Source organism: Xenorhabdus sp. PB30.3, from assembly GCF_963895965.1.
GTDB classification, from domain to species: Bacteria; Pseudomonadota; Gammaproteobacteria; order Enterobacterales; family Enterobacteriaceae; genus Xenorhabdus; species Xenorhabdus stockiae.
This window is the reverse complement of sequence record NZ_CAWQMW010000157.1, coordinates 1-25,853: the sequence shown is the minus strand read 5'-3', so window position 1 is coordinate 25,853 and position 25,853 is coordinate 1. Positions and strand designations below refer to the sequence as shown.

The 25,853-nt window shown below is 43.8% G+C and carries 8 protein-coding genes and 5 pseudogenes; 8 read left to right on the top strand and 5 right to left on the bottom strand.

The features are described 5' to 3' along the window. Positions 1-110: 110 nt before the first annotated feature. The 4 genes and pseudogenes from AACX38_RS15800 (at position 111) to AACX38_RS15790 (ending at position 22,181) form a co-directional block, all read left to right on the top strand. Positions 111-1,841 carry a ShlB/FhaC/HecB family hemolysin secretion/activation protein gene (locus AACX38_RS15800; RefSeq protein WP_228864890.1) on the top strand — a complete coding sequence of 577 codons (1,731 nt, stop codon included), beginning with the start codon at positions 111-113 and terminating at the stop codon, positions 1,839-1,841. 16 nt (positions 1,842-1,857) lie between these two features. Then, a pseudogene (locus AACX38_RS15795) lies at positions 1,858-18,513 on the top strand (two-partner secretion domain-containing protein); the annotation flags it as partial. A 243-nt stretch (positions 18,514-18,756) separates the two neighbouring features. Continuing rightward, positions 18,757-20,643 (top strand): annotated as a pseudogene (locus AACX38_RS20815) (hemagglutinin repeat-containing protein); the annotation flags it as partial. A gap of 1,046 nt (positions 20,644-21,689) precedes the next feature. Then, positions 21,690-22,181, top strand: coding sequence for a hypothetical protein (locus AACX38_RS15790; RefSeq protein WP_228864888.1), 492 nt, complete (start codon positions 21,690-21,692; stop codon positions 22,179-22,181). 66 nt (positions 22,182-22,247) lie between these two features. Here AACX38_RS15790 and AACX38_RS15785 read toward each other — a convergent pair. Beyond that, a pseudogene (locus AACX38_RS15785) lies at positions 22,248-22,400 on the bottom strand (SymE family type I addiction module toxin); the annotation flags it as partial. 22 nt (positions 22,401-22,422) lie between these two features. Beyond that, positions 22,423-22,584 (bottom strand): annotated as a pseudogene (locus AACX38_RS15780) (transposase); the annotation flags it as partial. Positions 22,585-22,667: 83 nt separating this feature from the next. On the opposite strand from AACX38_RS15780, the gene AACX38_RS15775 reads away from it, so the two are divergent. Both AACX38_RS15775 and cdiI read left to right on the top strand, forming a co-directional pair. Then, entirely contained in the window at positions 22,668-22,958 is a 291-nt protein-coding gene (locus tag AACX38_RS15775; protein ID WP_228864887.1) for a CdiA family toxin C-terminal domain-containing protein, read from the top strand. Between the two features lie 8 nt (positions 22,959-22,966). After that, positions 22,967-23,332 (top strand): ribonuclease toxin immunity protein CdiI, encoded by a 366-nt coding sequence (gene cdiI, locus AACX38_RS15770; RefSeq protein WP_228864886.1) that lies wholly within the window; start codon positions 22,967-22,969, stop codon positions 23,330-23,332. Between the two features lie 59 nt (positions 23,333-23,391). Here the strand turns inward: cdiI and AACX38_RS15765 are convergent, their stop codons facing one another. Further along, on the bottom strand, positions 23,392-23,568 hold the full coding sequence (locus AACX38_RS15765; protein WP_370630639.1) for a SymE family type I addiction module toxin: 177 nt from the start codon (positions 23,566-23,568) through the stop codon (positions 23,392-23,394). Between the two features lie 3 nt (positions 23,569-23,571). On the opposite strand from AACX38_RS15765, the gene AACX38_RS15760 reads away from it, so the two are divergent. Both AACX38_RS15760 and AACX38_RS15755 read left to right on the top strand, forming a co-directional pair. Beyond that, positions 23,572-23,712 (top strand): hypothetical protein, encoded by a 141-nt coding sequence (locus AACX38_RS15760; protein WP_228864885.1) that lies wholly within the window; start codon positions 23,572-23,574, stop codon positions 23,710-23,712. Between the two features lie 170 nt (positions 23,713-23,882). Then, complete coding sequence (locus tag AACX38_RS15755) at positions 23,883-24,023, top strand: hypothetical protein (RefSeq protein WP_228864884.1); 141 nt, start codon at positions 23,883-23,885, stop codon at positions 24,021-24,023. 338 nt (positions 24,024-24,361) lie between these two features. Here AACX38_RS15755 and AACX38_RS20810 read toward each other — a convergent pair. Both AACX38_RS20810 and AACX38_RS15745 read right to left on the bottom strand, forming a co-directional pair. Further along, positions 24,362-24,439, bottom strand: a pseudogene (locus AACX38_RS20810) (IS1 family transposase); the annotation flags it as partial. Between the two features lie 114 nt (positions 24,440-24,553). Next, entirely contained in the window at positions 24,554-25,564 is a 1,011-nt protein-coding gene (locus AACX38_RS15745; protein ID WP_228864882.1) for a hypothetical protein, read from the bottom strand. Positions 25,565-25,853: the final 289 nt, after the last annotated feature.

Below are 25,853 nucleotides of genomic sequence, written 5' to 3'. Positions count from 1 at the left end.
TATTAAAAACAGAATGTTATATTGAAAATGGTGCAACTTAATCTATAATATGTCCCCTCTGATTTCCCTCTTAAAATTAAATAACATTTAATATTATTATAGATTCAATTATGGTAAAGGTAACTCCCAGCAATATGCTAATAGGGTTGGCAGGGTGGGCTATTTTTGTCTCTCAGCCAGTGCACGCAGATAACCAATTTTCTATTCACGACCAACAACAAAAAAAACAACAGCAATATCAGCAACAACAGCAACAAGCATTAGAGCTACGTCTTGAAGCAAAAGCGCCAACAGTCAGGCTTTTGGATGATGCCTCATCTGTTTCTAACCTGAAATTCCCTAAGGAATCTCCTTGTTTTGTTATCCATCAAGTAATGTTATCAGGTCAAGAAGATCTTCCTCACTGGTTGCCTCTACAACGTCTGGCAGATCAGGCAAATGGACACTGTTTAGGTTCTCAGGGTATTAATTTATTGATGGGTAATATACAGGATCGATTGGTCAGCCATGGTTGGGTTACTAGTCGAGTATTGGCTCCCCAACAAGATTTGCGTGGAGGCGAACTGAAACTGGTCGTGTTGGCCGGTAAAATCCATCAAATCATCCGAACACCAGAGTCTAATCATTACGCTACTCTGTATACCGCAATTCCTGCCCATGAAGAAAATTTATTTGACCTACGCGATATGGAGCAGGGGTTGGAAAACCTCCAGCGTCTCCCAACTGTTCAGGCAAAAATGGAGTTAGTGCCCGCAGCTAAGCCGGGCGAAAGTGATATTGTCATTCATCGCCAGCAATCACGTTATTGGCGGGTAGGTTCTTGGGTAGATGATAGTGGCAATAAAAGTACCGGGCGCTATCAGGGCGGGTTGATGCTGGCACTGGATAACCCAACATCATTAAGCGATTTGTTTTATGTAACGGCTAGCCGTGACCTCGGCTTTGCCGGCAAAAAAAATACTAAAAATTACAGTGCTCATTATTCTGTACCCTTCGGTTACTGGCAATTTGGTGTCACGGGTAGTCACTATACCTATGCCCAAACTGTGCCGTTATATGGTAGCGGGGATACATTATATCGTGGTGAAGGAAACAGTTTCATTACCCAGCTAAGCCGTGTATTACACCGGAATGCCACATCCAAAACTACTGCAACCTATGAAGTCAGACTACGGCAGAGCAAGAATTTTCTCGGTAAAGCCAAAATAGCTTCTCAAGAACGCAATACTACTGATTGGAAGCTGGGGCTGAATCACCGCCATTATCTGGGAACAGCAATACTCGATGCTGGTGTCAGTTATCAGCGTGGTACTCGTTGGTTCGGGGCACAGCCTGCGTTTGAAGAGTGGCGTTCGGGTGATGACCATTCAACTGCACTTACCAAAATTCTCCAATGGTCAGTAGATCTTGAAATACCATTCAGCATTAGTGATCAGTCATTCCGTTATCAGGCTAAATATCTGCGTCAGATGAGTAACACACAGCTGACTTCACAAGACCAGTTCAGTATAGGTAACCGCTGGACTATCAGGGGCTTTGACGGTGAACGATCTTTAAGTGCAGATCGAGGCTGGTATCTCAGGAATACGCTGGCCTGGAAAACGTTATTACCTTCACAAGAGTTTTATCTGGGGGGAGATTACGGAGAAGTAGGTGGACGCGGTATGGATGGGCACCCATTAATTGGCCGACATCTGGCTGGTGGTGTAGTTGGTGTGCGGGGTAATGTGAATATCGCCAATGTTAGCTATGACTTTGGCGTAGGTACTCCGTTCTCCAAACCGGATGGATTTAAGACCGGGTATACCAATGTGAACTTTAGCGTGAATTGGAACTATTGATTGAGGCAGGCTGATTATGAACAAACATTTATATCGTATTATTTTTAACAAAGCTCGCCAAATGCTCATGGTAGTGGCAGATATTGCCCAGAGTGGTCAGGGAAGTACTGCCCGTCGAACACAAAAATCTAAGACATTAAGTTCGCGCCTGTTCAGTCTTTCTTCATTGTCGTTTTCACTTTATCTGGCCTCTGGGCTGGTTACAGTTTCCGCACAACCAGACTCTAATATTGTCGCTGACCGAAATGCGCCCGGTAATCAGCAGCCTACTGTGTTGCCAACAGCTAACGGTTTGCCACAAATCAACATTCAAACACCGAATTCTGAGGGAATTTCACGTAACCAATACAGCCAGTTTGATGTTGGGACACGGGGAGCTATCCTCAATAACAGTTACAAAAATACTCAGACTAAGTTGGGAGGAATGATAACGGCAAACCCGTGGCTGGCAAAGGGAGAGGCTAAAATCATCCTCAATGAGGTAAATAGCGCTAATACCAGCCGATTGGAAGGTTTTCTCGAAGTTGCTGGTGGACGAGCGCATGTCGTGATTGCTAACCCTGCGGGGATAACTTGCAGTGGATGTGGTTTTATCAATGCTTACAAAGCCACGCTGGCCGCGGGACAGGCTATTACTGAAAATGGTCAGTTGAAAGGCTTTAATGTTAATCGAGGACAACTGACGGTAGAAGGTAATGGTATGAATGCACAAAGTGCAGCTTATACCGAATTGATTGCCAACGCTGTTAACATGAATGCCAAATTGTACGCTAATGATCTGAAAGTGGTGACAGGGCAGAATAAAGTCAGTAGTGATATGCAGGTCGTAGCAACCGAGCCTGATGATAATGCGAATAAACCACAGTTTGCGCTGGATGTTGCTGCTATAGGCGGTATGTATGCTAATGCTATTACTCTGCGTGGTACGGAAAAAGGTGTAGGGGTTCGCAATGCAGGCGTAATTGGTGCATTAGCTGGTAATGTAACGTTCAGTGCGGAAGGTAAAATTGAAAACAGCGGGATGCTGTACAGCCAAAATGTACTACAACTCTCTAACCATGAAGATGTAGTGAACTCAGGAAAAGTATTGGCAAAAGCGGATCTGATACTGAATGCAGAGCAGGCTCTACATAATAGTGGGACGATTGTCGCTGTTGGGAATACTACTCTGAATGCCGATAACATCAATAGTTCTACCCAGAGCGCACTGGCAGCGGGTATTGATGCGAATGGAAATGCTACCGGTAATGGTAATCTGGTGTTGAATGGCCGCCATGAAGTAATCGCTAATGGAAAAAATTTGGCGGGCGGAAATTTGCAAATAACCGGCAGCAGAGTTGATTTACAGAATAGCAAAACTTATGCCAAAAATATTTCATTAACAGCCACACAGGCTGATATAGATACCTCTTATGGGACATTGGCTGCTGAACATGAGCTGGGTCTGGATACTCCGACACAATGGAAAAATAACGGTGGCAAACTGTCAGGAGAGACACTGAATCTGAAAGCGCCTGTTCTGGAAAATAAGAAAGGAACTATCCGGCAAACAGGAAATACTTCTCTGCAACTGACACAAAAGACTTTGGATAATACTGAAGGAGAGTTGCTGAGCGCTGGTGATCTGAATATGGCAGTGGGATCACTGAATAATCAGCAAGGTAAGATTATCACTAATGCACAGGCAATATTGACAACAGGTGATATCAATAACCAGGAAGGCAGAATTGCCGCGAGTAGAGGGCTAAAAGTAAGTAGCCAAGCACTGGATAACACTGCCGGTGAATTACTGTCTGCTACCGCTCTGACCGTGGATACGCAGAATCAGAGGTTGATTAACCAACAGGGAACGATTGCCTCCAACAGAAAAACCATACTGACAACCGGTGAGATCAATAATACGCAAGGTCAAATTTCGGGTAACGAAGGGCTGGAAATCACCAGTCAGTTGCTGGATAACACAGCAGGTAAATTGCAATCGTTAGCGGATGTGACCGTGGATACGCAGGGTCAAAAACTGACGAATAACTTCATTGAGATTATTGGCGAAAATGAAGGAAAACCTACTGTCTCGTTTCAAGGCGGTCAAATTGTTAGTAACCAAACATTGACCCTCCACACAGGTGAATTAGATAACGAAAAAGGTCAAATTGTTGCCAAAGAAGGAGTAACAATCACAAGTGCGGTATCTGATAACCCCAAGGAAAAATTGCAGTCTACGGTAGTTCATAATGCTGGCGAGATTAGTGCGCAAGCGGGTGACGTCATACTTAATGTAGACGGTAAAATTGAAAATAGTGGAACAATTACTGCAACGGGGCATACCACATTAAATGCGGGCAGCATCAAGAGTACGAACCAAGGCTCGCTAGCCGCAGGTATTGATACTGATGGAAAAGCCACAGGTACTGGCAATCTAGTCTTGAATGGTCATCATGAAGTAATCGCTAATGGAAAAAATCTGGCTGGCGGAGATTTGCAAGTAGCCGGCGATAGTATCGATTTGCAACAAAGCAAAACTTACGCCACTAATATCACGCTGACGGCCACACAGGCTGATGTGGATACCTCTCATGGAACATTAGTTGCCAAACACGAGCTGAATCTGGACGCGCCGACACAATGGAAAAATAACGGCGGCAAATTATCCGGGGAGGTACTGAGTCTAAAAGCACCGGTTTTGGAAAATCAGGAAGGGTTTATCCAGCAAACTGGCAACACTTCACTGCAACTGACTCATGATATTCTGGATAATACCGGAGGAACATTACTAAATGGTAATGATCTGAACATGGCAGTGGGAGAACTGAAGAATCAGAAAGGTAAGATTGCCACCAATGCTCAACTAACGTTAACAACAGGCAATATTAATAACAAAGAAGGTGAAATTATCGGTAGCCGTGGGCTGAAAGTAAGCAGTCAGGCGCTGGATAATACAGAAGGTAGGTTACGGTCTACGGCTGAACTGACCGTAGATACGCAGGGGGAAAAACTCACTAACCAGCGAGGTGTAATTACTTCTAATAGTAAAACTACACTGACAACTGGTGAGATCAATAACACGCAAGGTCAAATTACTGGTGATAAAGGATTGGAAATTACCAGTCAGCGGTTGGATAGTACTGGAGGGAAATTACTGTCGGCCACTGATCTGACCGTGGACACCCAAGGACAGATACTCACCAACCAAAAAGGTGTCATTGCTTCCAATGGTAAAACCACGTTGACAACGGGTGTCATTAATAACACTAAAGGCCAAATTGCTGGCAATAAAGGACTGACAATCACCAGCCAGATGCTGGATAACACGGCCGGAAAATTACAGTCTGTGGCTGATCTTACTGTAGATACGCAGGGACAACAGTTAATTAATGCTGAGAAAGGTGTGATTGCCTCTAATGATAAAATCACACTAAAAACCGGTGAAATCAATAATACGCAAGGCCAAATTACCGGTGATAAAGGGCTGGCAATCACCAGTCAGGCTCTGGACAGCACAGAGGGGACATTACTGTCGGCCACTGATCTGACCGTGGACACCCAAGGGCAAACACTCACAAACCAACAAGGTATTATTGCTTCTAACAGCAAAGTGGCATTGACAACCGGCGATATTGACAATACGCAGGGTCAAATTTCGGGTAATGAGGGATTAACGATCACCAGCCAGGCGCTGGATAATACCACCGGGAAATTGCTATCGGCGGCTGATTTGACCGTAGATACGCAGGGGCAGCAGCTGATTAATGCCGGGAAAGGCCTGATTGCCTCTGATGCCAAAACCACGCTGACAACGGGAAATATCAACAATACCGAAGGCCAAGTCGCCGGCAATCAAGGGCTAGCGATCACTAGCCTGGCATTGAATAACACTGCTGGCAAATTGCAGTCTGCGGCGGAATTGACGGTCAATACGCAGGAACAGAAACTCACCAACCAACAAGGTATCATTGCATCCAATGCTAAAACCACGTTGACAACGGGGGAAATCGATAATCTCCGGGGTGAGATTTTTGGTGATAAAGGACTGGAAATCATCAGTCAGGCGCTGGACAGCACGGAAGGGAAATTACAATCGGCTGCCAGTCTGACCGTGGATACGCAAGGACAAGCACTCACCAATAAACAAGGGGTGATTGTCTCCAACAGCAAAGCCACACTGACCACCGGTGATATTGACAATACGCAGGGTCAAATTTCGGGTAATGAGGGATTAATGATCACCAGCCAGGCGCTGGATAATACCACCGGAAAATTGCTGTCGGCGGCTGATTTGACCGTAGATACGCAGGGGCAACAGTTGATTAATGCTGAGAAAGGTCTGATTGCCTCCGATGCTAAAGCCACGCTGGCAACGGGAGATATCAATAATACCGAAGGACAAATCGCCGGCAATAAAGGGCTGGTAATCACCAGCTTGGCATTAAATAACACCGCAGGCAAATTACAGTCTGCGGCGGAATTGACAGTCAATACACACAGACAGAAACTCACCAATCATCAAGGCATTATTGCATCCAACGCCAAGACCACGTTGACAACAGGAGAAATCGACAATCTCCGGGGTGAGATTTTTGGCGATAAAGGACTGGAAATCACCAGTCAGGCGCTGGACAGCACGGAAGGTAAATTACAATCAGCCTCCGATCTGACCGTGGATACGCAAGGGCAAACACTTACCAACCAACAAGGACTGATTGTCTCCAACAGCAAAGCCACACTGACAACCGGTGGTATTGACAATACGCAAGGTCAAATTTCGGGTAGCGAAGGACTGGAAATCACCAGTCAAGCACTGGACAGTACGGAAGGGAAATTACAATCTACTGCCGATCTGAGCATGGATAGGCAAGGGCAAACACTCACCAATAAACAAGGGCTGATTGTTTCCAACAGCAAAGTGACACTGATCACCGGTGATATCGACAATACGCAAGGTCAAATTTCGGGTAAGGAGAGGCTAAAGATCACCAGCCAGACGCTGGATAACACCGCCGGAAAATTACTGTCGGCGGCTGATTTGATCGTAGATACGCAGGGACAACAGCTGATAAATGCTGAGAAAGGCCTGATTGCCTCTGATACCAAAACTACGCTGACAACGGGAAATATCAATAATACCGAGGGCCAAATCGCCGGCAATCAAGGACTGGTAATCACCAGCCTGGCATTGAATAACACTGCTGGCAAATTGCAGTCTGCTGCGGAATTGACGGTCAATACGCAGGAGCAGAAACTCACCAACCATCAAGGCATTATTGCATCCAACGCCAAGACCACGTTGACAACAGGAGAAATCGACAATCTCCGGGGTGAGATTTTTGGCGATAAGGGACTGGAAATTACCAGTCAGGCACTAGATAGCACGGAAGGGAAATTACAATCGGCTGCCGGTCTGACCGTGGATACGCAAGGGCAAACACTCACTAATAAACAAGGAGTGGTTGTCTCCAACAGCAAAGTGACACTGACCACCGGTGATATTGACAATACACAGGGTCAAATTTCGGGTAATGAGGGGCTAAAGATCACCAGCCAGGCGCTGGATAATACCACCGGAAAATTACTGTCAGTGGCTGATTTGACCGTAGATACGCAGGGACAACAGCTGATTAATGCTAAGGAAGGTCTGATTGCCTCCGATGCTAACATCACGTTGACAACGGGAAATATCAATAATACCGAAGGTCAAATTGCCGGCAATCAGGGGTTAACGATTACCAGTCAGGCATTGAATAACACCGATGGCAAATTGCAATCTGCAGCGGAGTTGACGGTTAATACGCAGGATCGTGCTCTGGTTAACCAACAAGGTGTGATTGCGTCCAACAGCAAAGTTACACTAAAAACTGGCGAGATCAATAATACGCAAGGTCAAATTACCGGTGATAAAGGACTGGAAATCACCAGTCAGGCGCTAAATAGCACGGAAGGAAAATTACTGTCTGCTGCTGATCTAACCGTGGATACCCAAGGGCACACACTCACCAATCAACAAGGGAAGATTGTCTCTGATAGTAAAGCTACATTGACAACTGGCGACATCAATAATAGACAGGGCCAAATTTCGGGTAACGAAGAACTGAAAATCACTAGTCAGGCGTTGGACAGTACAAAGGGAAAATTATTGTCGGCCGCTGATCTGAGCGTAGACACACAAGGACAACAGCTGATTAATGCTGAGCAAGGTCTGATTGCATCCGATGGCAAAACCACGCTGACAACGGGAGATATCAATAATACCGAAGGACAAATCGCCGGCAATAAAGGGCTGGAAATCACCAGCTTGGCATTAAATAACACCGACGGTAAATTACAATCGGCGACGGAGTTAACTGTCAATACGCAGGATAAGGAGCTGATTAACCAGCAAGGTGTCATTGCATCCAATAGCAAAGCCACACTAAAAACCGGAGATATCAATAACATACAAGGTCAGATTGGTGGCAATGAAGGTGTGGCAATTACCAGTCAGGCATTGAATAACACCGATGGTAAATTGCAGTCTGCAGCGGAATTGACGGTCAATACGCAGGAGCAGAAACTCACCAATCAGCAAGGCATCATTGCATCCAATGCTAAAACTACGTTGATAGCGGGAGAAATCGACAATATTCGGGGTGAAATTTTTGGTGATAAAGGACTGGAAATCACCAGTCAGGCGTTGGATAGCACGGAAGGAAAATTACAGTCTGCCGCCGATCTGACCGTAGATACGCAAGGACAAAAATTTAATAACCAACAAGGGATGATTGCTTCCAATAAGACGGTCACACTGACAACCGGCGATATTAATAATATCAACGGTCAAATTTCGGGTAATGAGGGGCTGAAGATCACCAGCCAGGCGCTGGATAATACCACCGGAAAATTACTGTCAGTGGCTGATTTGACCGTAGATACGCAGGGACAGCAGCTGATTAATGTTGATAAAGGTCTGATTGCCTCCGATGCTAAAGCCACGCTGGCAACGGGAGATATCAATAATACCGAAGGCCAAATCGCCGGTAATCAGGGATTAACGATTACCAGTCAGACATTGAATAACACCGATGGTAAATTGCAGTCTGCGGAGGAGTTGACGGTCAATACGCAGGGGCAGAAACTCACCAACCAACAAGGTGTCATCTCATCCAATGCTAAAACTACGTTGATAGCAGGGGAAATTGACAATATTCGGGGTGAAATTTTAGGTGATAAAGGATTGGCAATCAGCAGTTATATGCTGGATAACACAGAAGGAAAATTGTTGTCTGCCGCCAGTCTGACCGTAAATACGCAAGATCAGTCGTTGGTTAACCAACGAGGAATGATTGCCTCCAACAGACAAACTACACTGACAACTGGTGAGATCAATAATACGCAAGGTCAAATTTCGGGTAACGAAGGACTGAAAATCACCAGTCAGGCTCTGGATAGTACGGAAGGGAAATTACTGTCAGCGGCTGATCTGACCGTGGATACGCAAGGACAAAAACTCACCAATCAGCAAGGGGGTATTGTCTCCGATGGCAAAGCGACACTGACCACCGGTGCCATCAACAATACGCAAGGACAAATTTCGGGCCATGAGGGACTGACGATCACTAGTCAGGCACTGAATAGCACCGCCGGAAAATTGCTGACAGCTACGGATCTGACCGTAAATACGCAGGGACAGCAGCTGATTAATGCCGAGAAAGGCCTGATTGCCTCCGATGGCAAAACCACGTTGACAACGGGAGATATCAACAATACCGGAGGGCAAATTGCCGGCAATCAGGGACTGACGATCACCAGTCAGGTGTTGGATAATACAGGAGGAAAATTACAATCTACCGCTGATCTGACGGTAGATACGAAAGGGCAAAAGCTTACTAATCAGAAAGGCATCATTGCATCCAATGCTAAGACCACGCTGACAGCGGGGGAAATCGACAATATCCGGGGTGAAGTTTTAGGTGATAAAGGACTGGAAATCACCAGTCAGGCACTGGACAGTACGGAAGGGGCATTACTGTCTGCCGCCGATCTGACGGTAGATACGCAAGGACAAACGCTCACCAATAAACAAGGGGTGATAGTCTCCAACAGCAAGGCCACACTGACCACCGGTGATATCAATAATATCAACGGTCAAATTTCGGGTAACGAAGGGCTGACGATCACCAGTCAGGCGCTGGATAATGCCACCGGGAAATTGCTATCAGCGGCTGATTTGACCGTAGATACGCAGGGGGAACGGTTGAGTAATGCGGAGAAAGGCCTGATTGCATCCGATGCCAAAACTATGCTGACAACCGGTGATATCAACAATACTGAAGGTCAAATTGCTGGTAATAACGGATTGAAGATCACCAGTCAGTCACTGAATAACACCGCGGGTAAATTACAGTCTGCGGCGGAGTTAATGGTCAATACACAGGATCAGGAGCTGATTAACCAGCGGGGTATTATTACGTCCAATAGTAAAACTATACTGAAAACAGGTGATATCAATAATACGCAAGGTCAGATCAGTGGCAATGAAGGTGTGGTAATTACCAGTGATGCACTGAATAATACTGAAGGTAAATTACAATCTGCGGCGGAGTTAACAGTCAATACGCAGGAGCAGAAACTTACCAACCAGCAAGGCATTATTGCATCCAATGCTAAGACCACGCTGACAGCGGGGGAAATCGACAATATCCGGGGTGAGATTTTTGGTGATAAAGGACTGGAAATCACCAGCCAGGCATTGAATAACATCGAAGGTAAATTGCAGTCTGCAGCGGAATTGACGGTCAATACGCAGGAGCAGAAACTCACCAATCAGCAAGGCATCATTGCATCCAACGCCAAGACCACCTTGGCAACAGGGGAAATCGACAATATTCGGGGTGAGATTTTTGGTGATAAAGGACTGAAAATCACTAGTCAGGCGTTAGACAGCACGGAAGGAAAATTACAGTCTGCCGCCGATCTGACCGTAGATACGAAAGGACAAAAATTTAATAACCAACAAGGGATAATTGCCTCTAATAGTACCGTCACACTGACAACCGGCGATATTAATAATATCAACGGTCAAATTTCGGGTAATGAGGGGCTGAAGATCACCAGTCAGGCGCTGGATAACACCACCGGCAAATTGCTGTCAGCGGATGACTTAACCGTAGATACGCAGGGACAGCAGCTGATTAATGCTGATAAAGGTCTGATTGTCTCCGATGCTAAAACCACGCTGACAACGGGAGATATCAATAATACCGAAGGCCAAATCGCCGGTAATCAGGGGTTAACGATTACCAGTCAGACGCTGAATAATACTGCTGGAAAATTACAGTCTGTAGCAGAGTTGACGGTCAATACGCAGGGGCAGAAACTCACCAACCAGCAAGGCGTCATCTCATCCAATGCTAAAACCACGTTGACAGCGGGGGAACTGGACAATATCCGGGGTGAAATTTTAGGTGATAAAGGATTGGCAATCAGCAGTTATATGCTGGATAACACGGAAGGAAAATTGTTGTCTGCCGCCAGCCTGACCGTAAATACGCAGGATAAGGAGCTGGTTAACCAACGGGGAATGATTGCCTCCAACAGCCAAACCACACTGACAACCGGTGAGATCAATAATACGCAAGGTCAAATTTCGGGTAATAAAGGACTGAAAATCACCAGTCAGGCGGTGGATAGTACGGAAGGGAAATTACTGTCTGCCACAGATCTGACTGTGGATACGCAAGGACAAAAACTCACCAACCAACAAGGTGTCATTGTATCCGATAGCAACGCGACACTGACCACCGGTGACATCAACAATACGCAAGGACAAATTTCGGGCCACGAGGGGCTGATGATCACCAGCCAGGCTCTGGATAACACCACGGGAAAATTGCTGTCAGCTGCGGATCTGACCGTAGATACTCAGGGGAAACGGTTGAGTAATGTGGAGAAAGGCCTGATTGCCTCCGATGGCAAAACCACGTTGACAACGGGGGATATCAACAATACCGGAGGTCAAATTGCCGGCAATCAGGGACTGACGATCACCAGCCAGGCGTTGGATAATAAGAGAGGAAAATTACAATCTACCGCTGATCTGACGGTGGATACGAAAGGGCAAAAGCTCACCAATCAGCAAGGTGTCATTTCATCCAATGCTAAAACCACGTTGAAAGCGGGGGAACTGGACAATATCCGAGGTGAAGTTTTAGGTGATAAAGGGCTGAAAATTACCAGTCAGGCACTGGACAGCACGAAAGGGGCATTACTGTCTGCCGCCGATCTGACGGTAGATACGCAAGGACAAACGCTCACCAATCAGCAAGGCATCATCGCATCCAACGCTAAGGCCACGCTGACAACGGGTGATATGAATAATAGTAACGGTCAAATTTCGAGTAATGAAGGACTGAAGATCACCAGTCAGGCACTGGATAATACCACGGGAAAATTGCTGTCAGCGGCTGATCTGACCGTAGATACGCAGGGGAAACGGTTGAGTAATGCGGAGAAAGGCCTGATTGCGTCAAATAGCAAAACTACACTGGCAGCCGGTGATATCAATAATACGAAGGGTCAAATTACTGGTGATAAAGGGCTGGAGATTACCAGCCAAGCATTGAATAACACCGAAGGTAAATTACAATCTGCGGCGGAGTTAACAGTCAATACACAAGAACAAAAACTCACCAACCAACAAGGCATCATTGCATCCAACGCTAAGATCACGTTGACAACCGGAGAGCTCGATAATATCCGAGGTGAGATTTTTGGTGATAAAGGGTTGAACATTACCAGCCAGGCGCTGGATAACACCGAAGGAAAATTATTGTCTGCCGACTATCTGACCGTAAATACACAAGATAATGTATTGAATAACAAGCAAGGTGAGATTGCCGCTAATGCTAAAACTACGCTGACAACCGGCGATATCAATAATATAAAAGGTCATATCGCAGGCAATGAAGGACTGATGATCACCAGTCAGGCGCTGGATAACACCACTGGCCAGTTGCTTTCTGCTATGGATATCAATACTGATACTCAAGGCAAGAAATTTACTAATAAGCAAGGTAAATTAGCTGCAGAGGGAACAGTCACATTACACAGTGGTGACTTGGATAACCAACAGGGGATTATCATTGCAAACGCTCAAGCTAAATTGGAAACCGGTGACCTTGATAATACAAAAGGTCAGATAGCGGGTAATGATGGTGTCAAACTACACAGTAAAGCGCTGAACAACACAGAAGGTAAATTACAATCCTCAGCGGATCTGAGGGTAGATACCCAAGGGCAGCTACTCACCAATAAGCAGGGGTTATTGGCAGCTGATGGTAAGACAACTTTACATACAGGTACAGTAGATAACCAAAAAGGGAAGATTCAGGGCGGAACCGAGCTGACTATTAATACTGGTACTCAATCGTTCGACAATCAGCAAGGAGAACTCCTCTCGCTGGGCACGACAGATATCAAAACTCGTTTGCTAAATAACCAGCAAGGTCAGATACAATCGGTGGATGATATGTCACTGATTGTGACTGAGCAAATCGACAACAGTGATGGGCTTATCCGTGGTGGAAAAGTATTGTCCACCAGTACAGATACCCTTATCAATGGTGTTACCCTGAACAAAGAAGATAAAGGCATAGAAGCGAACAGTCTGTTTTTAACAGCAACGGAACTCAACAATAAAGCAGGTGCAATTCGGTCAACTTCTGAACAGACATTGCATATTCAAAATTCAGTCGATAATAGTCAAGGGCTTATCAGTAGTATTAATAGCCTGACGATGACAGATGAAAATAAAAATTCACTCACAATTAATAACATTGATGGAACGTTGATTGCAGGCAAACAAGCGCAGATAAACGCAAGAAGCTTGAGTGGAGATGGGGACGTCTTGTCACAAGGTGATATGGATATCAGCTTAAATAAGGCTTTCACCAATGGAAAAACGATAGCTGCTAATGGCAACCTGAACCTACGTTCAGCGATGGGCGTAACCAACAAACACCAGATTCTGTCTGGTAATACTCTAAAAATAGAAGCGCCACAGGTCAACAATACTGAAACAGCAGAAATCAGTGCGGTTAATACCCATATTAAGGCAGAAAACCTACAGAATCGTGGCTTGATCGACGGCGTACGCACTCATATTGAAACTTCGGCAATGACCAACCAAGGCACAGGGCGCATTTATGGCGATCATGTGGCAATAAAAGCCGAAACGTTGAATAACTTGAAAGAGCAAGAAAAAAGCGCGGTTATTGCCGCTCGTGATCGGTTGGATATCGGTGTTGATGATATGCTGCTAAATAAGGATCACGCTTTGCTTTACAGTTCAGGTGATATGAAAATCGGCAGCCGTTTGGATGAAAACTATCATGCGGTAGGGCAAGCGGGAAGGGTAAATAATTACAGTGCGAATATTGAAGCGGGCGATAATCTATTTATCAAAACAGCTCTGCTGGAGAACAAAGATATTCATCTGAAGCTGACGGATAAACCCGTGGAAGTTTCCCGTGAGAACCGCCATCAGTTTCAGGTTTCGGGATCTAGTCCTATCTATGATGCGACTGATGAACGTATTACAGCCAGAGTTAACGAACGTGAACATAAGTTATGGACGCCAGAGGGTTTTTATAAAAATTTTTATGAGTACAAATATGATCATGTAACTTCTGAGACTCAAGTGTTGAATAAAGATCCGGCCACCATGATCGCAGGGAAAAATCTGACTTTATTAGGATATCAACATGTCAATGAAAATAGCCGTATTGTAGCAGGTGGTGATTTACTTGCTTCAGTAAACAAACTGGACAATCTTGAAGCTACAGGGCAGCGTGTATTAACAGATGTGGGTACCAGCACTAAACATACAAAACCCCCCAAAAGAAGAGGGTTCAAAAGAAAGCCCCAAAAAAGTGGTGTTAGTACATCAGATTATGGGCCCTTTGAAACCATTACCACATTACCGTTGCATCTGATGGAATATCAGTCTAATACTAACGGTACTGGCATCGGTAGTTCACCTGATGCTCGTCAGCCTCTAACATTATCTGATAACCCAATAGAAACGAGCCATATTGCTATACAGGGTGGCAACTTAAGCGTAGATACATCGAATTCGTCAGTCGTAATAAAAACAACGGATGTGGCAAACACATTAGAACCAGTTAAAGTGACGGATACAACAAATACGTTAGAGTCGGTGAAATTGGCGGATGCGGCAAACACATTAGAACCAGTAAAAGTGGTGGATGCAACAAACGTATTAGAGTCACTGAAAGTGATGAATACGGCAAATGCACTAGAACCAGTGAAAATAACGGACGCAACAAATACGTTAGAATCGGTGAAAGTAGCAGATGCAACAAATACGTTGGAGTCGGTGAAAGTGGCTGATGTGGCTAACACATTAGAATCCGTGAAAGTGGCGGATACGACAAACGTATTAGAATCGACGAAAATAGCAGATGCAACAAATACGTTGGAGTCGGTGAAATTGGCTGATGTGGCAAACACATTAGAATCGGTGAAAGTGGCGGATGCGACAAACGTATTAGAATCAGTGAAAGTAGCGGATACGGAGAACGTACTAGAACCGGTGAAAGTGGTGGATGCAACAAACGTACTAGAATCGATGAAAGTGGCAGATGGGGCAAATGCATCAAAACCTGTCAAAGTGCCTGATGTGACAAATGCATTAGAACCGGTGAAAGTAGCTGATGTGACAAATACATTAGAGCCAGTGAAAGTGACGGATTCATCAAATCAGTTAGATCTAATAAAGCCGACAGACTTACCTAATCAGATGGAACTGGATAGTCTAAATAAAATCCAGACGATGCCTGCTCAGAATGTATACTCCGGGCAAGAATTAGACATTCGTCGTATTCATGTAGATACCAATTTACCGGATAACAGTTTATTTACCATAAACCTTGAGAATCCCAATACCCCTTTAGTCGAAACTGATCGCCGTTTTACTGATCATAAGAAGTGGTTAAGTACGGATTATATGCAGAAGCAGTGGGACAACAACCCTAGTAACATGCATAAACGTCTGGGTGATGGTTTCTATGAGCAGCGCCTAATACGTGACCAAATAGTACAGTTGACTGGGCATCGCTATCTTGATAATTACAGCAATGATGAAGAGCAGTTTAAGGCGCTGATGAATTCAGGTGTAGCTTTTGGCAAGCGTTACGGGCTGACACCGGGTGTTACTCTGACATCTTCACAAATGGCGTTATTGACAACCGATATAGTTTGGTTGGAAAACCGTCAAGTTACCTTACCGAATGGCTCGGTACAGACAGTAATGGTACCGCAGGTCTATGCGCGAGTGAAACAGGATGAATTGACTGGTGGTGGAGCATTACTGACTGGACAACGAGTACTGGCAAATGCTTTGCAGGATATTACTAATAGCGGACAGATTTCTGGAAGGGAGATCACTCAGCTCACCGCTGAAAACGTGCAAAACAAGGGAGAAATCAGAGGTAATAAGGTAGTGGTACAAGCGCGTGCAGATATTAATAATCTGGGCGGAAAAATCCGAGGGAATGACAGAGTGACGCTGTTAGCTGGTAATAATCTGACCAGTGCGACTACCGTAGGTAGTCAGGGTACTGACCAGTGGGTTGACCGTACTGCAGGTATCTATGTTACCAATGATCAAGGTGAATTGGCTTTATATGCAAACAATAACCTCACCCTGACTGCCAGTGAAATTGTCAATAAGGGTAAACATGGGACAACAACACTGAGTGCTGGTAATGACCTGCGTATCAATACTGTTACAACGGAAACAACCCGTAACCATGACTGGGACAGCAAAAATTACCTGCACCAGTATGAAAAAACTGATATCGGCAGCACATTGGACAGTGAAGGTTCTATGCAACTATTGGCCGGCAATGACCTGAAAGTGAAAGCAGCTGAAGTTGTTGCAGGTGGTGATTTACACGTTCAGGCAGGGCGAGATATGACACTGGAGTCCGGTGAAATGCAACGTTCACTGACGGAACACCATTATCGTCAAGATAAGAGTCTCTTCTCCTCCGAATCAACGGAAACTCACGATGAAGTTCATCAGCGCCAAGCATTGAGCACGACACTGAGTGGAAATAAGGTGATCGTGAAGTCAGGGCAAGATTTGCATGTCAAAGGCAGTAATATTGCTGGCACAGAGGATGTTGCATTGGTGGCTGGCCGGGATGTGCAGGTGACGACTGCCGTAGAATCGTTTACTGAGCAGCATGTGAAGCAAGAGAAAAAATCCGGTCTGATGGGGTCTGGTGGTGTTGGTTTCATGGTTGGTAAAACCAGCCAGAAGAGAACCTCAGAAGGTGATGGTGAGAGCGAAAAAGGCAGCTTAATTGGTAGTAGCCAAGGTAACCTTACTGTGAATGCAGGACGAGAAGCTAAAGTACGTGGCAGTGAGCTGATTGCTGGTCAGGATCTAACAATTAGCGGTAGTAATGTACAGATTGAAGCTGGGCGTAACAAACTGACCCGAGATGAGATTTTCGAACAAAAAAGTAAAGGATTGAGTGTCTCTTTTGGCGGATCTCAAGGTAGCTTAGCGGTTGCTGCTCAAACCATGTCGCAGCAGGATAAACAAGGTGATAATAGTCGGGTCTCTGCACTGTATGATATTAAGTCTGCTCTGAGTGTAACTCAGGCTGCACATGATAAAGCAGAAGAAAATCTTCTTGAAGGTAAAGATCCTGTAATGCCGTCACTTTCTTTCCAGACTACATTAGGCAAGCAAAAAAGTTTATCCAGTACTCATAAAGAATCGGATATGACTGTTGGCTCGCACCTTAATGCAGGTAATAACTTATCTATTACAGCCACCGGTCAGGAAGGAGGTGAAAAAGCCGGTAATTTAGTTGTGGTAGGTAGCCAGCTTAAAGCCGGTGAAAATACTATTTTGCAGGCTGAAAAAGATATTTCTCTGGCAGGGGCTGCTAATACTCACCGAACTGATAAAGAAGATAGCAGCAGTGGCAAGCAACTCGGCGCTAGTGTCAATCTTGGATTGAGCGGTGTTGCTATGGCAAATGTTGATTATAAGGCTAACCGCAGTAAAGGTTTTGAAAAAGATAATGGGACGACATGGACGGAAACAACAGTAGAGAGTGGTAAAACCATTACTCTTAATAGTGGACAGGATACAACTCTGGCAGGCACACATGTAAATGGTGAAACGCTTAAAATTGAGACTGGGCGTGATTTCCTGCTTACTCATCAGCAAAATAATACATCTCACGAAGCCAATCTAACGGAGAGCTCTGTTAATAGTAATAAGGTGTCAAAAAATAAGGCGACAACTTATGACAAAAATGATCAGCAGACTGCGAAATCCAGCACTCTGAGTGGCGATCAAATAGAAATACAGGCAGGTCGAGATATTGGTGTACAAGGGAGTCACATTGCCGGTACCCATGATGTTACGTTGGCTGCTAACCGCGATGTGATTATTACCACTGTGGATGAATCCCAGCATTCTGTTCATACGAATGAAGAGAAAAAGTTAGGTCGGATAAAATCCAGCGGCGTTAGTGTGATGGTTGGTCAGAGTAAGGACAAAGGAACTGTTGATGGTGATGCTAATAGCGAAAAAGGCAGTGTGATTGGCAGTAGTGACGGTAACCTGAGCGTAACTGCAGGCCGCGATCTTTCGGTACATGGTAGTGAACTCATTTCAGGCGGAAATATGGATCTGAAAGGACAGGAGGTCAGTATTACCGCCAGCGAAAGCCAGCTCAACCAATCACAATCTGCAGAGCAGAGGAAGACAGGGATAAAAGCTGCATTATCTGGTGCTGTAGGCAGTGCTATCAACACCGCCGTAGAAACAGCTCAGCAGTTCAATGAGGAGAAAGAACAAGATAGCCGTCTTGCTGCACTTAAGGGCACTAAGGTCGCATTAGGCGGCGTACAAGCTGTGCAGGCAGCACGTCTAGCTTCAGAACAGAACAATGATCCGTCGCAGGATAGTGCGTTTGGTGTCAAAGTTTCTCTGGAAACTCAATCTTCCAAATCCACGCAAAAACTGCAGCAAAATTTTGCTCAGGGTAGCAATCTGACGGCGGGAGAAAATCTTTCCATTACAGCAACAGGTGCCGGTAAAAAAGGAGAAGATGGTGATATCACTATTCAGGGTGGACAGCTACAAGCGGGTAAAGATATCAACCTATCTGCTAACCGGGATGTAAATCTTGTCTCTGCTGAAAACAGCCAATTGCAGGATAGTAAGAATAAAAGTAGTGGTGGTAGCGTGGGTGTTGGTGTAGTTTTCGGTGGTTCTACCGGTATTCAAATCTCAGCAAGTGCTAATAAAGGCAGGGGTTTTGAAAAAGGGACAGGAACTAATTATATCGAAACCACACTCAATGCCGGTAACACGGTTAATCTTCATAGTGATCGGGATACAAATCTGACAGGTGCACAGATAACGGGTGAAACTGTTAAGGCAGATGTTGGACGCAATCTGACCATGCAAAGCCAGCAGGATAGCGATCGTTATGATGCTAAACAGATTAACGCAAGTGCATCGGGAAGCTTCACTTATGGCACAATGTCGGGTTCAGGCAGTGTCAATGCCAGCCGTGAAAAAATGCGCAGTAATTATGATTCAGTGCAGGAGCAGACGGGTATTTTTGCGGGCAAAGGCGGTTTTGACGTGAAAGTGGGTGAGCATACCCAGCTAGATGGAGCTGTGATTGGTAGTACCGCGACTGCAGATAAAAACCGTCTGGAAACAGGTACTCTTGGTTTCAGCGATATTGAAAATAAAGCTGAATATAAAGTTGAGCACCAGAACGCGGGCTTTAGCGCTAGTGGTAATTTTGCCAGCAATGCGCAGAAAAATCCGTTAGGAGCGTCGGGTGGTAATCCTGTTAGTAGTGGTAACGATGGAACACTAAAAAATATGGCAATGGGAATGCCAGTTGGTGGTAGCCGTGAAGGGCATGCTAATTCGACTACTCATGCAGCGATCAGCGAAGGAGCGGTTATTGTTCGTGATACAGAAAACCAGAAGCAGGATATCGCTGATCTAAGTCGTGATGTAGAACATGCAAACCAGACGCTCAGCCCAATCTTTAACAAAGAGAAGGAGCAAAAACGTATCCAGCAAAGCCGTCTGATCGGCGAAATTAGCAATCAAGCCATAGACATTGCACGAACAGAAGGTAACATTCGTGCGATTCAGGCAGGTAAGGAAGAACTGGCCAAGAATGGAAATCCTGAACCAGCTGAAGGGACATCAGAAAAAGAACGGACTGATTATTATGCTAAACTACGTGAAACTAAAGCTTATAAAGATGAGCAGAAGAAATGGGGTACTGGTAGTAATTTGAATAAAGCCATGATGGCTGCCACTGCTGCAATACAAGGACTGGCCGGTGGTGATTTAACAGCAGCAATCGCGGGAGGTGCTGCACCTTATCTGGCTGAAGTCATTAAAGATAAGACGACTGATCCTAAAACCAAAGAAGTCAATAAAACTGCCAATGCTATGGCTCATGCAGTTTTGGGGGCAGTACTGGCAAAAGCTAATGGTGGAGATGCATTAGCAGGTGGCACGGGTGCAGCGGTTGGTGAACTCATGGCCCCGATCATTGCCGAACAACTTTATGGTGTTAAAACACCAGAAGAACTCGATCAATTAGATGAAGAAAAACGGCAGACAATTAGTGCATTGTCTACATTGGCTGGTGGATTGACAGCAGGATTGGCAACGGATTCTACGGCAGGTGGAATTGACGGGGCGCAGACTGCGAAGAATGCGATTGAGAATAACTTCCTGAGCGTGAGAGATATCGAGGAATACCTGGATAAATCGTCAAAAGCCAACACGGAGGATGAAAAAGCCCGGCTACTCGATGCGTTGAAGCGGAAAGATGCAGAAAACCAAGCACTCGCGGAAACGACCAATATCTCCCTGAATGACCAGCAAAAGGAACTGGCGGCATTAAAAGCAAAACGAAATGCATCGGATTGTAATGCCCAATGTCAGGCGTTGGTTGATTATTCGATTGCGCAGCTTGAGCCGGTGACGAATGATCAGGAACGCTTTCAATATAATATGGGAATAGGCGCATTATTAGGGGCTGTTGAGGGGTTGACTGAGCTCAACGGGGCAGGAAAGTCCAATAAAGGGAAATCACCGGTAGTCAAACCCGAAAATAGTTCAGCGCTTGATAAAATAGCGAAAGGCAACAACTGGAGCGTGGGCGAAGGGAAATACAGTCCGAAGAATCAAGCCACGGTAACGAATGTTGAACATCCGACAGGTAAATTTGATGGGAAGTCAAAAATACCTAATAACCCACTTGCAAAAAATGTTGATGAAAAGTTTGAAATCAAATCATTGCCGGATATGCATGGAAAAGAACATATCACTGCGGTAAAAGGTGATGCGAATATTCCTGTTAGCAAAATAGAGTCATGGCTACGAGGTAAGGCTGCTGGAGATTGGGAAGGACTTCATGCCCGTAAAAATGTTTTGATGGATGAGAAAAGGGATAATCAGAGAGCTTTTGCTAAAGATCCGGCTAAAAATGCTGAATTAGAGAAAATAAAGGATAACATTAAGAGAATGGAACGTTCTCGTGCTATGGCTGCGGATTTGAACTCGATAGGGATTCATGACACGAAAGAAAATAATGTCCTAATAATGGATAAATTACTTGATTCAGCTAAAACAGTCACAGCTGAAAATCGTAGAAGTTCTATCGTATTAAAAGGTCGTAATGGTGATGGTCACTCTGTCCGTATAAATGCAGTATGGACGATTTTACCTGATGGCTCAAAACGCCTGTCAACTGTGACAACAGGAAAATTTAAGGAGTAATAATGGTGAAAAAAGATGTTACAACATTGAGGGAACAGTTAGATAGTTATATACATCATGGCTATCTGGACATTAATTCCTTTGATAATCCTGATGATGAAGCAGCTAAAGCACTTACTGAGTTATCGTGCTTAGACAGGACTCTGTGTGAACAATATTGTAAATTTATTTTAGAGTCATCTGAGATAGGTGATATTTACTTAGATTCGAGGTGTATTGCTCATTTATTTAATTTAAATAAAGAATACGGCCTTGATTATGCTCAAAAAAATGTTTTGACCATGTCAGCGCCAGTATTAGAGGCTGTTATGGAAGGACTGGATATGTATAGTAAAACACCATTTAGGATACATTTTTCTACAGAACTGATTGCTAATATCAAGAAGCGTTATGATGAATTGGCTTCAGATGATGCAATTAGGAGTATGTTAGACCATAGCTACGAATGGTTTAAGAGAATGTATTTAATTCCAGCAGGATTATTAGATGATTAGTATTTGATATACATAACTTTTAACCTAAAGATCCCAGCCAAGTGCTGGGATCTTCATTAATAGCAGTCAGTTGTTCTCAACCAGCCGGATAATCAACTGCCCCCGTTCAACGGTGATATTCACCGCCTGCCCGGTTGCAAATCCGGCCTCTTCCAGCCAGTTGCCCTTTAAATGCAAACTAGGGTGTTGGCTGTAATAGCGGGTCATACCCGTGCTGCGGTCTTCGTGGCGGCCTACCTTGGTTTCGTGTGACGGTTTCGTGCAATGATTGCCATAGTCGCTCTATTTTATTTTTATTCAGCCAAGGAGAATAAACCGGAAGAAATAACAATTTTACTGTCAGGTTTTGAGTCAGCCATTTCTTGACCAACCGACTTTTATGAATGCTGTAATTAACCATAACTCAGTTCTTCTTTTTGCTTTTTTGTTTCTGGAAAATCCAAATTCGCAAAAATGGGACTGAGTTTCTTTGATACTCCTACCATTTTGACAAGCTATTTAGGGATTACAGAGATCAAATATCAAATACCCACAAAAGATCGAGCAGGAAATCTTACTGGGGAATACAAGCCAGCAATTAAAACAAAAACTGTTTATGATCCTAAAATTTTTACCGATCAAAAAATTTTAGAATTGGGTCAGCAAGCTTCTGCAAAAGGTTATAAAGATGCCATGGCTAGTGGTAGCGGACAATCCACCGCTATTGTTGATGGAGTAAGTTTCAGAATATATGTCGATAAAATAACAGGAAGAGTAAGAAATTTTCATCCTAATTGAGATTTGATATGAAAAAAGAATTATTTAGTCAGTTTGATATGGGTTTAGGCTTAGATTTAATTATCGTGTCATATTTTGAACGAATGTATGAGGATGGTAAATTTTTAGATGCTATAGAGCTACTGTCAAAAAAATGGACATTAAGTGTTGATGGGGCTTATTGTAATTTTCCTGACATGGATAGTTATGATGAAACTGAACATTTTGAAGGTGTTGAATTTGCTATTGGGTATCCTCCAACAGAAGAAGATACTGTTATTGTAACTGAAGAAACTTGTTACCATTACGTCAGATTAGCCTGTGAAAAGTATTTAAAACTTCATCCTGAAGATATAGATAAAGTGAATACATTACTGTCAAAAATACCTGCATAATATAGCAATCAGATCCCAGCCTAAGCGCTGGGATCTTCCTTTTTAGCTACTAGTCCTTCTCAATGAGCTGAATAATCAGTTGCCCCCCGCTCAACGGTGATATTCACCGCCTGTCCGGTGGTAAACGCGGCCTCTTCCAGCCAGTTGCCTTTAAGATGCAGACTGGGATGTTGGCTGTAATAACGGGTTTTGCCTGTATTACGGTCTTCATGGCGGGTACGGTTACAGGTATTCAATATATGTTTAATCGCACTGTTATTCCGAGTGATGTTATTGTTGCGTTCTGGACAGGGGCAGCCACGGCGAATACCGGTTTTTGGGGAAAGGTGGGCTGGAATACCGGCATGGGAGCACTAGGCAGTGTGGTGAAAGGGGGATGATCTATATTCAATGGGTTTAAATACTGCCGGTTCTGCAATAGGTTCTGGGTAGGGTATGGTTTGGGCAAATTGCTATTACTGGAAATAAGCTTGGCCAATTGTTGACAAGTGAATTTAATCCTAAATTGCGGGAAGGGGCCGTAAAAGGTGACTATGGACTTTCGAAGGATATGAAGCCACATCACCTGCCTAATATCGTAGGAAATGTGGGGTCTGCTTGGGGAACCGAAACCACAAACACATTGACTCAACAAGGAGTTAATTATACTAAGGAGAAAATTCAGGAGAAAATGGATGAATCGGAAGAATGATCAACTGAAATATTTTATTATCATAACTATCTTATGCATGGTAGGCCTGTTTCTTATGGGATTGTTAATCCACTGTATCATCAACTGCATTATTTGGTTATTTATTGGTGGTGATTTTATTTTTTCATTTGAGCATATGAAAAAAACTTTGGAGGCAAGTGTGGTGACAGGATTGATAATAGGTATAGGTGATTGGTGGATGCGTTACAAACCATTTAAATCACGGAGATAATACAAAGATCCCAGCCAAGTGCTGGGGTCTTCTTTTTTAGCCGTCAGTCATTCTTAATCAGCCGGATAATCAACTGCCCCCGTTCAATGGTGATGTTTACCGCCTGTCCACTGCTTCCTTTGCCATGTCCTTTGACATCTTCTGTTTTGTGACAGTAACGACAAACTACATCAACTTTAGCCATATCTCACCAGTAATAAAAAGTGAGAAGTTTATCGCAACATCTAATTATTGGGAGCATGACCAAATTTTCCACACAGAAAACGATATTTCAGTAATGGCTTAAACGGAATTAAGGTTAGTTAAATAACTGTGTTTGATAAATGGGTATCAGTGCTTGCGCTATAGGGTAAAATATACGAGGTTTTTCTTTACAAATTTCTGAGGCCGTAACATTTCTTTTAGACTGAGGTGAAGGTGAATCACCGCATGCATTTTCTGTCGCTATAGCGTTTAGTTCTAATTCTGATGGGCGGAGATCGTTATATTCTAATTGCCTGCCTAATTGGTTACGTAATCGGAGAAAATAGGTATCGTTACTTGTCATTAATGGTACTCTGGCATTTGCTTGTCCCTGTTCAACTTCTGCTGTAATCGCTATAGCAAAAAAGTGTCCGGGATTTGATCTATCTAATTGTATTTTATTTTCTTTTTCATTCAGCCCTCCCAATTCAAGCAACCCGGGATGCGTCAGACCTAAAGCATGTCCAAACTCATGAGCTATGGTATGGTAAACCAATATTTTTGCAACGTGGGGTTCTGAATAATGTTCATTTAACGTTTTTCTAATGGTGTTGAAAGTTTCTCTTGGATAATTGAATGTATTAGTTAGGACTATTCCAGGTCTATTAAAAACTTGATTTGTTATATGCTCTTGGACTTCAGGAGGTAAAACTAAAGTTGTTTCAGCTAAATCCGAACCCAAACTTGTCTGTTGCGCATCATTTGCTCTGGTGATTTGAAAATCAGTATCACTCGATGAGCCCTGAGGTATTTCTGTAAGACGAATAGGGCTATTCCTTGCTATAAGGCGTTGATTCCACATATCTGCCGCATCTCTTACTAATGGAGCAACCTCGATAGTAATATTTCTTGTTGTTCCATCATCATTATGAATAGAGACTGTAACTGATCCTATATTTTCAGCTATTCTATATCTTAAATTATTATTAAAAAAATCAGATGGGTTATAGATTTGATTGTTTAAAGCTATAGAACAGACGTGCCTATTAGGGTTTGAGTAGGCAGAGGGATCATAAGGATAAGCATAAAATGCTGATAGAGATAAAATTAGTAAAATATATTTCATATTATATTCTCTTGTTTTTCTAGTGTGGTAGATATGTTATTTTCATTAATGCATTATAATTTGGTCATCTACTACTTTTTATTTGGTCTAATGTTTTTGTTTTTATCTTTTTTATTATTGAGGTTTAATTAATTTGGATTTTAAATTCTTGTCTTAATTTCTATTTATAATATTAAAAGAGATTTTCCATAAGAATATTTAATGAATGCATTAATTTTTTAAAGTGAAATTATTTGTTAAAGTTAAATGAATAAAACAGCACTTTTAAGAAATTCAATGTCTACTGTTT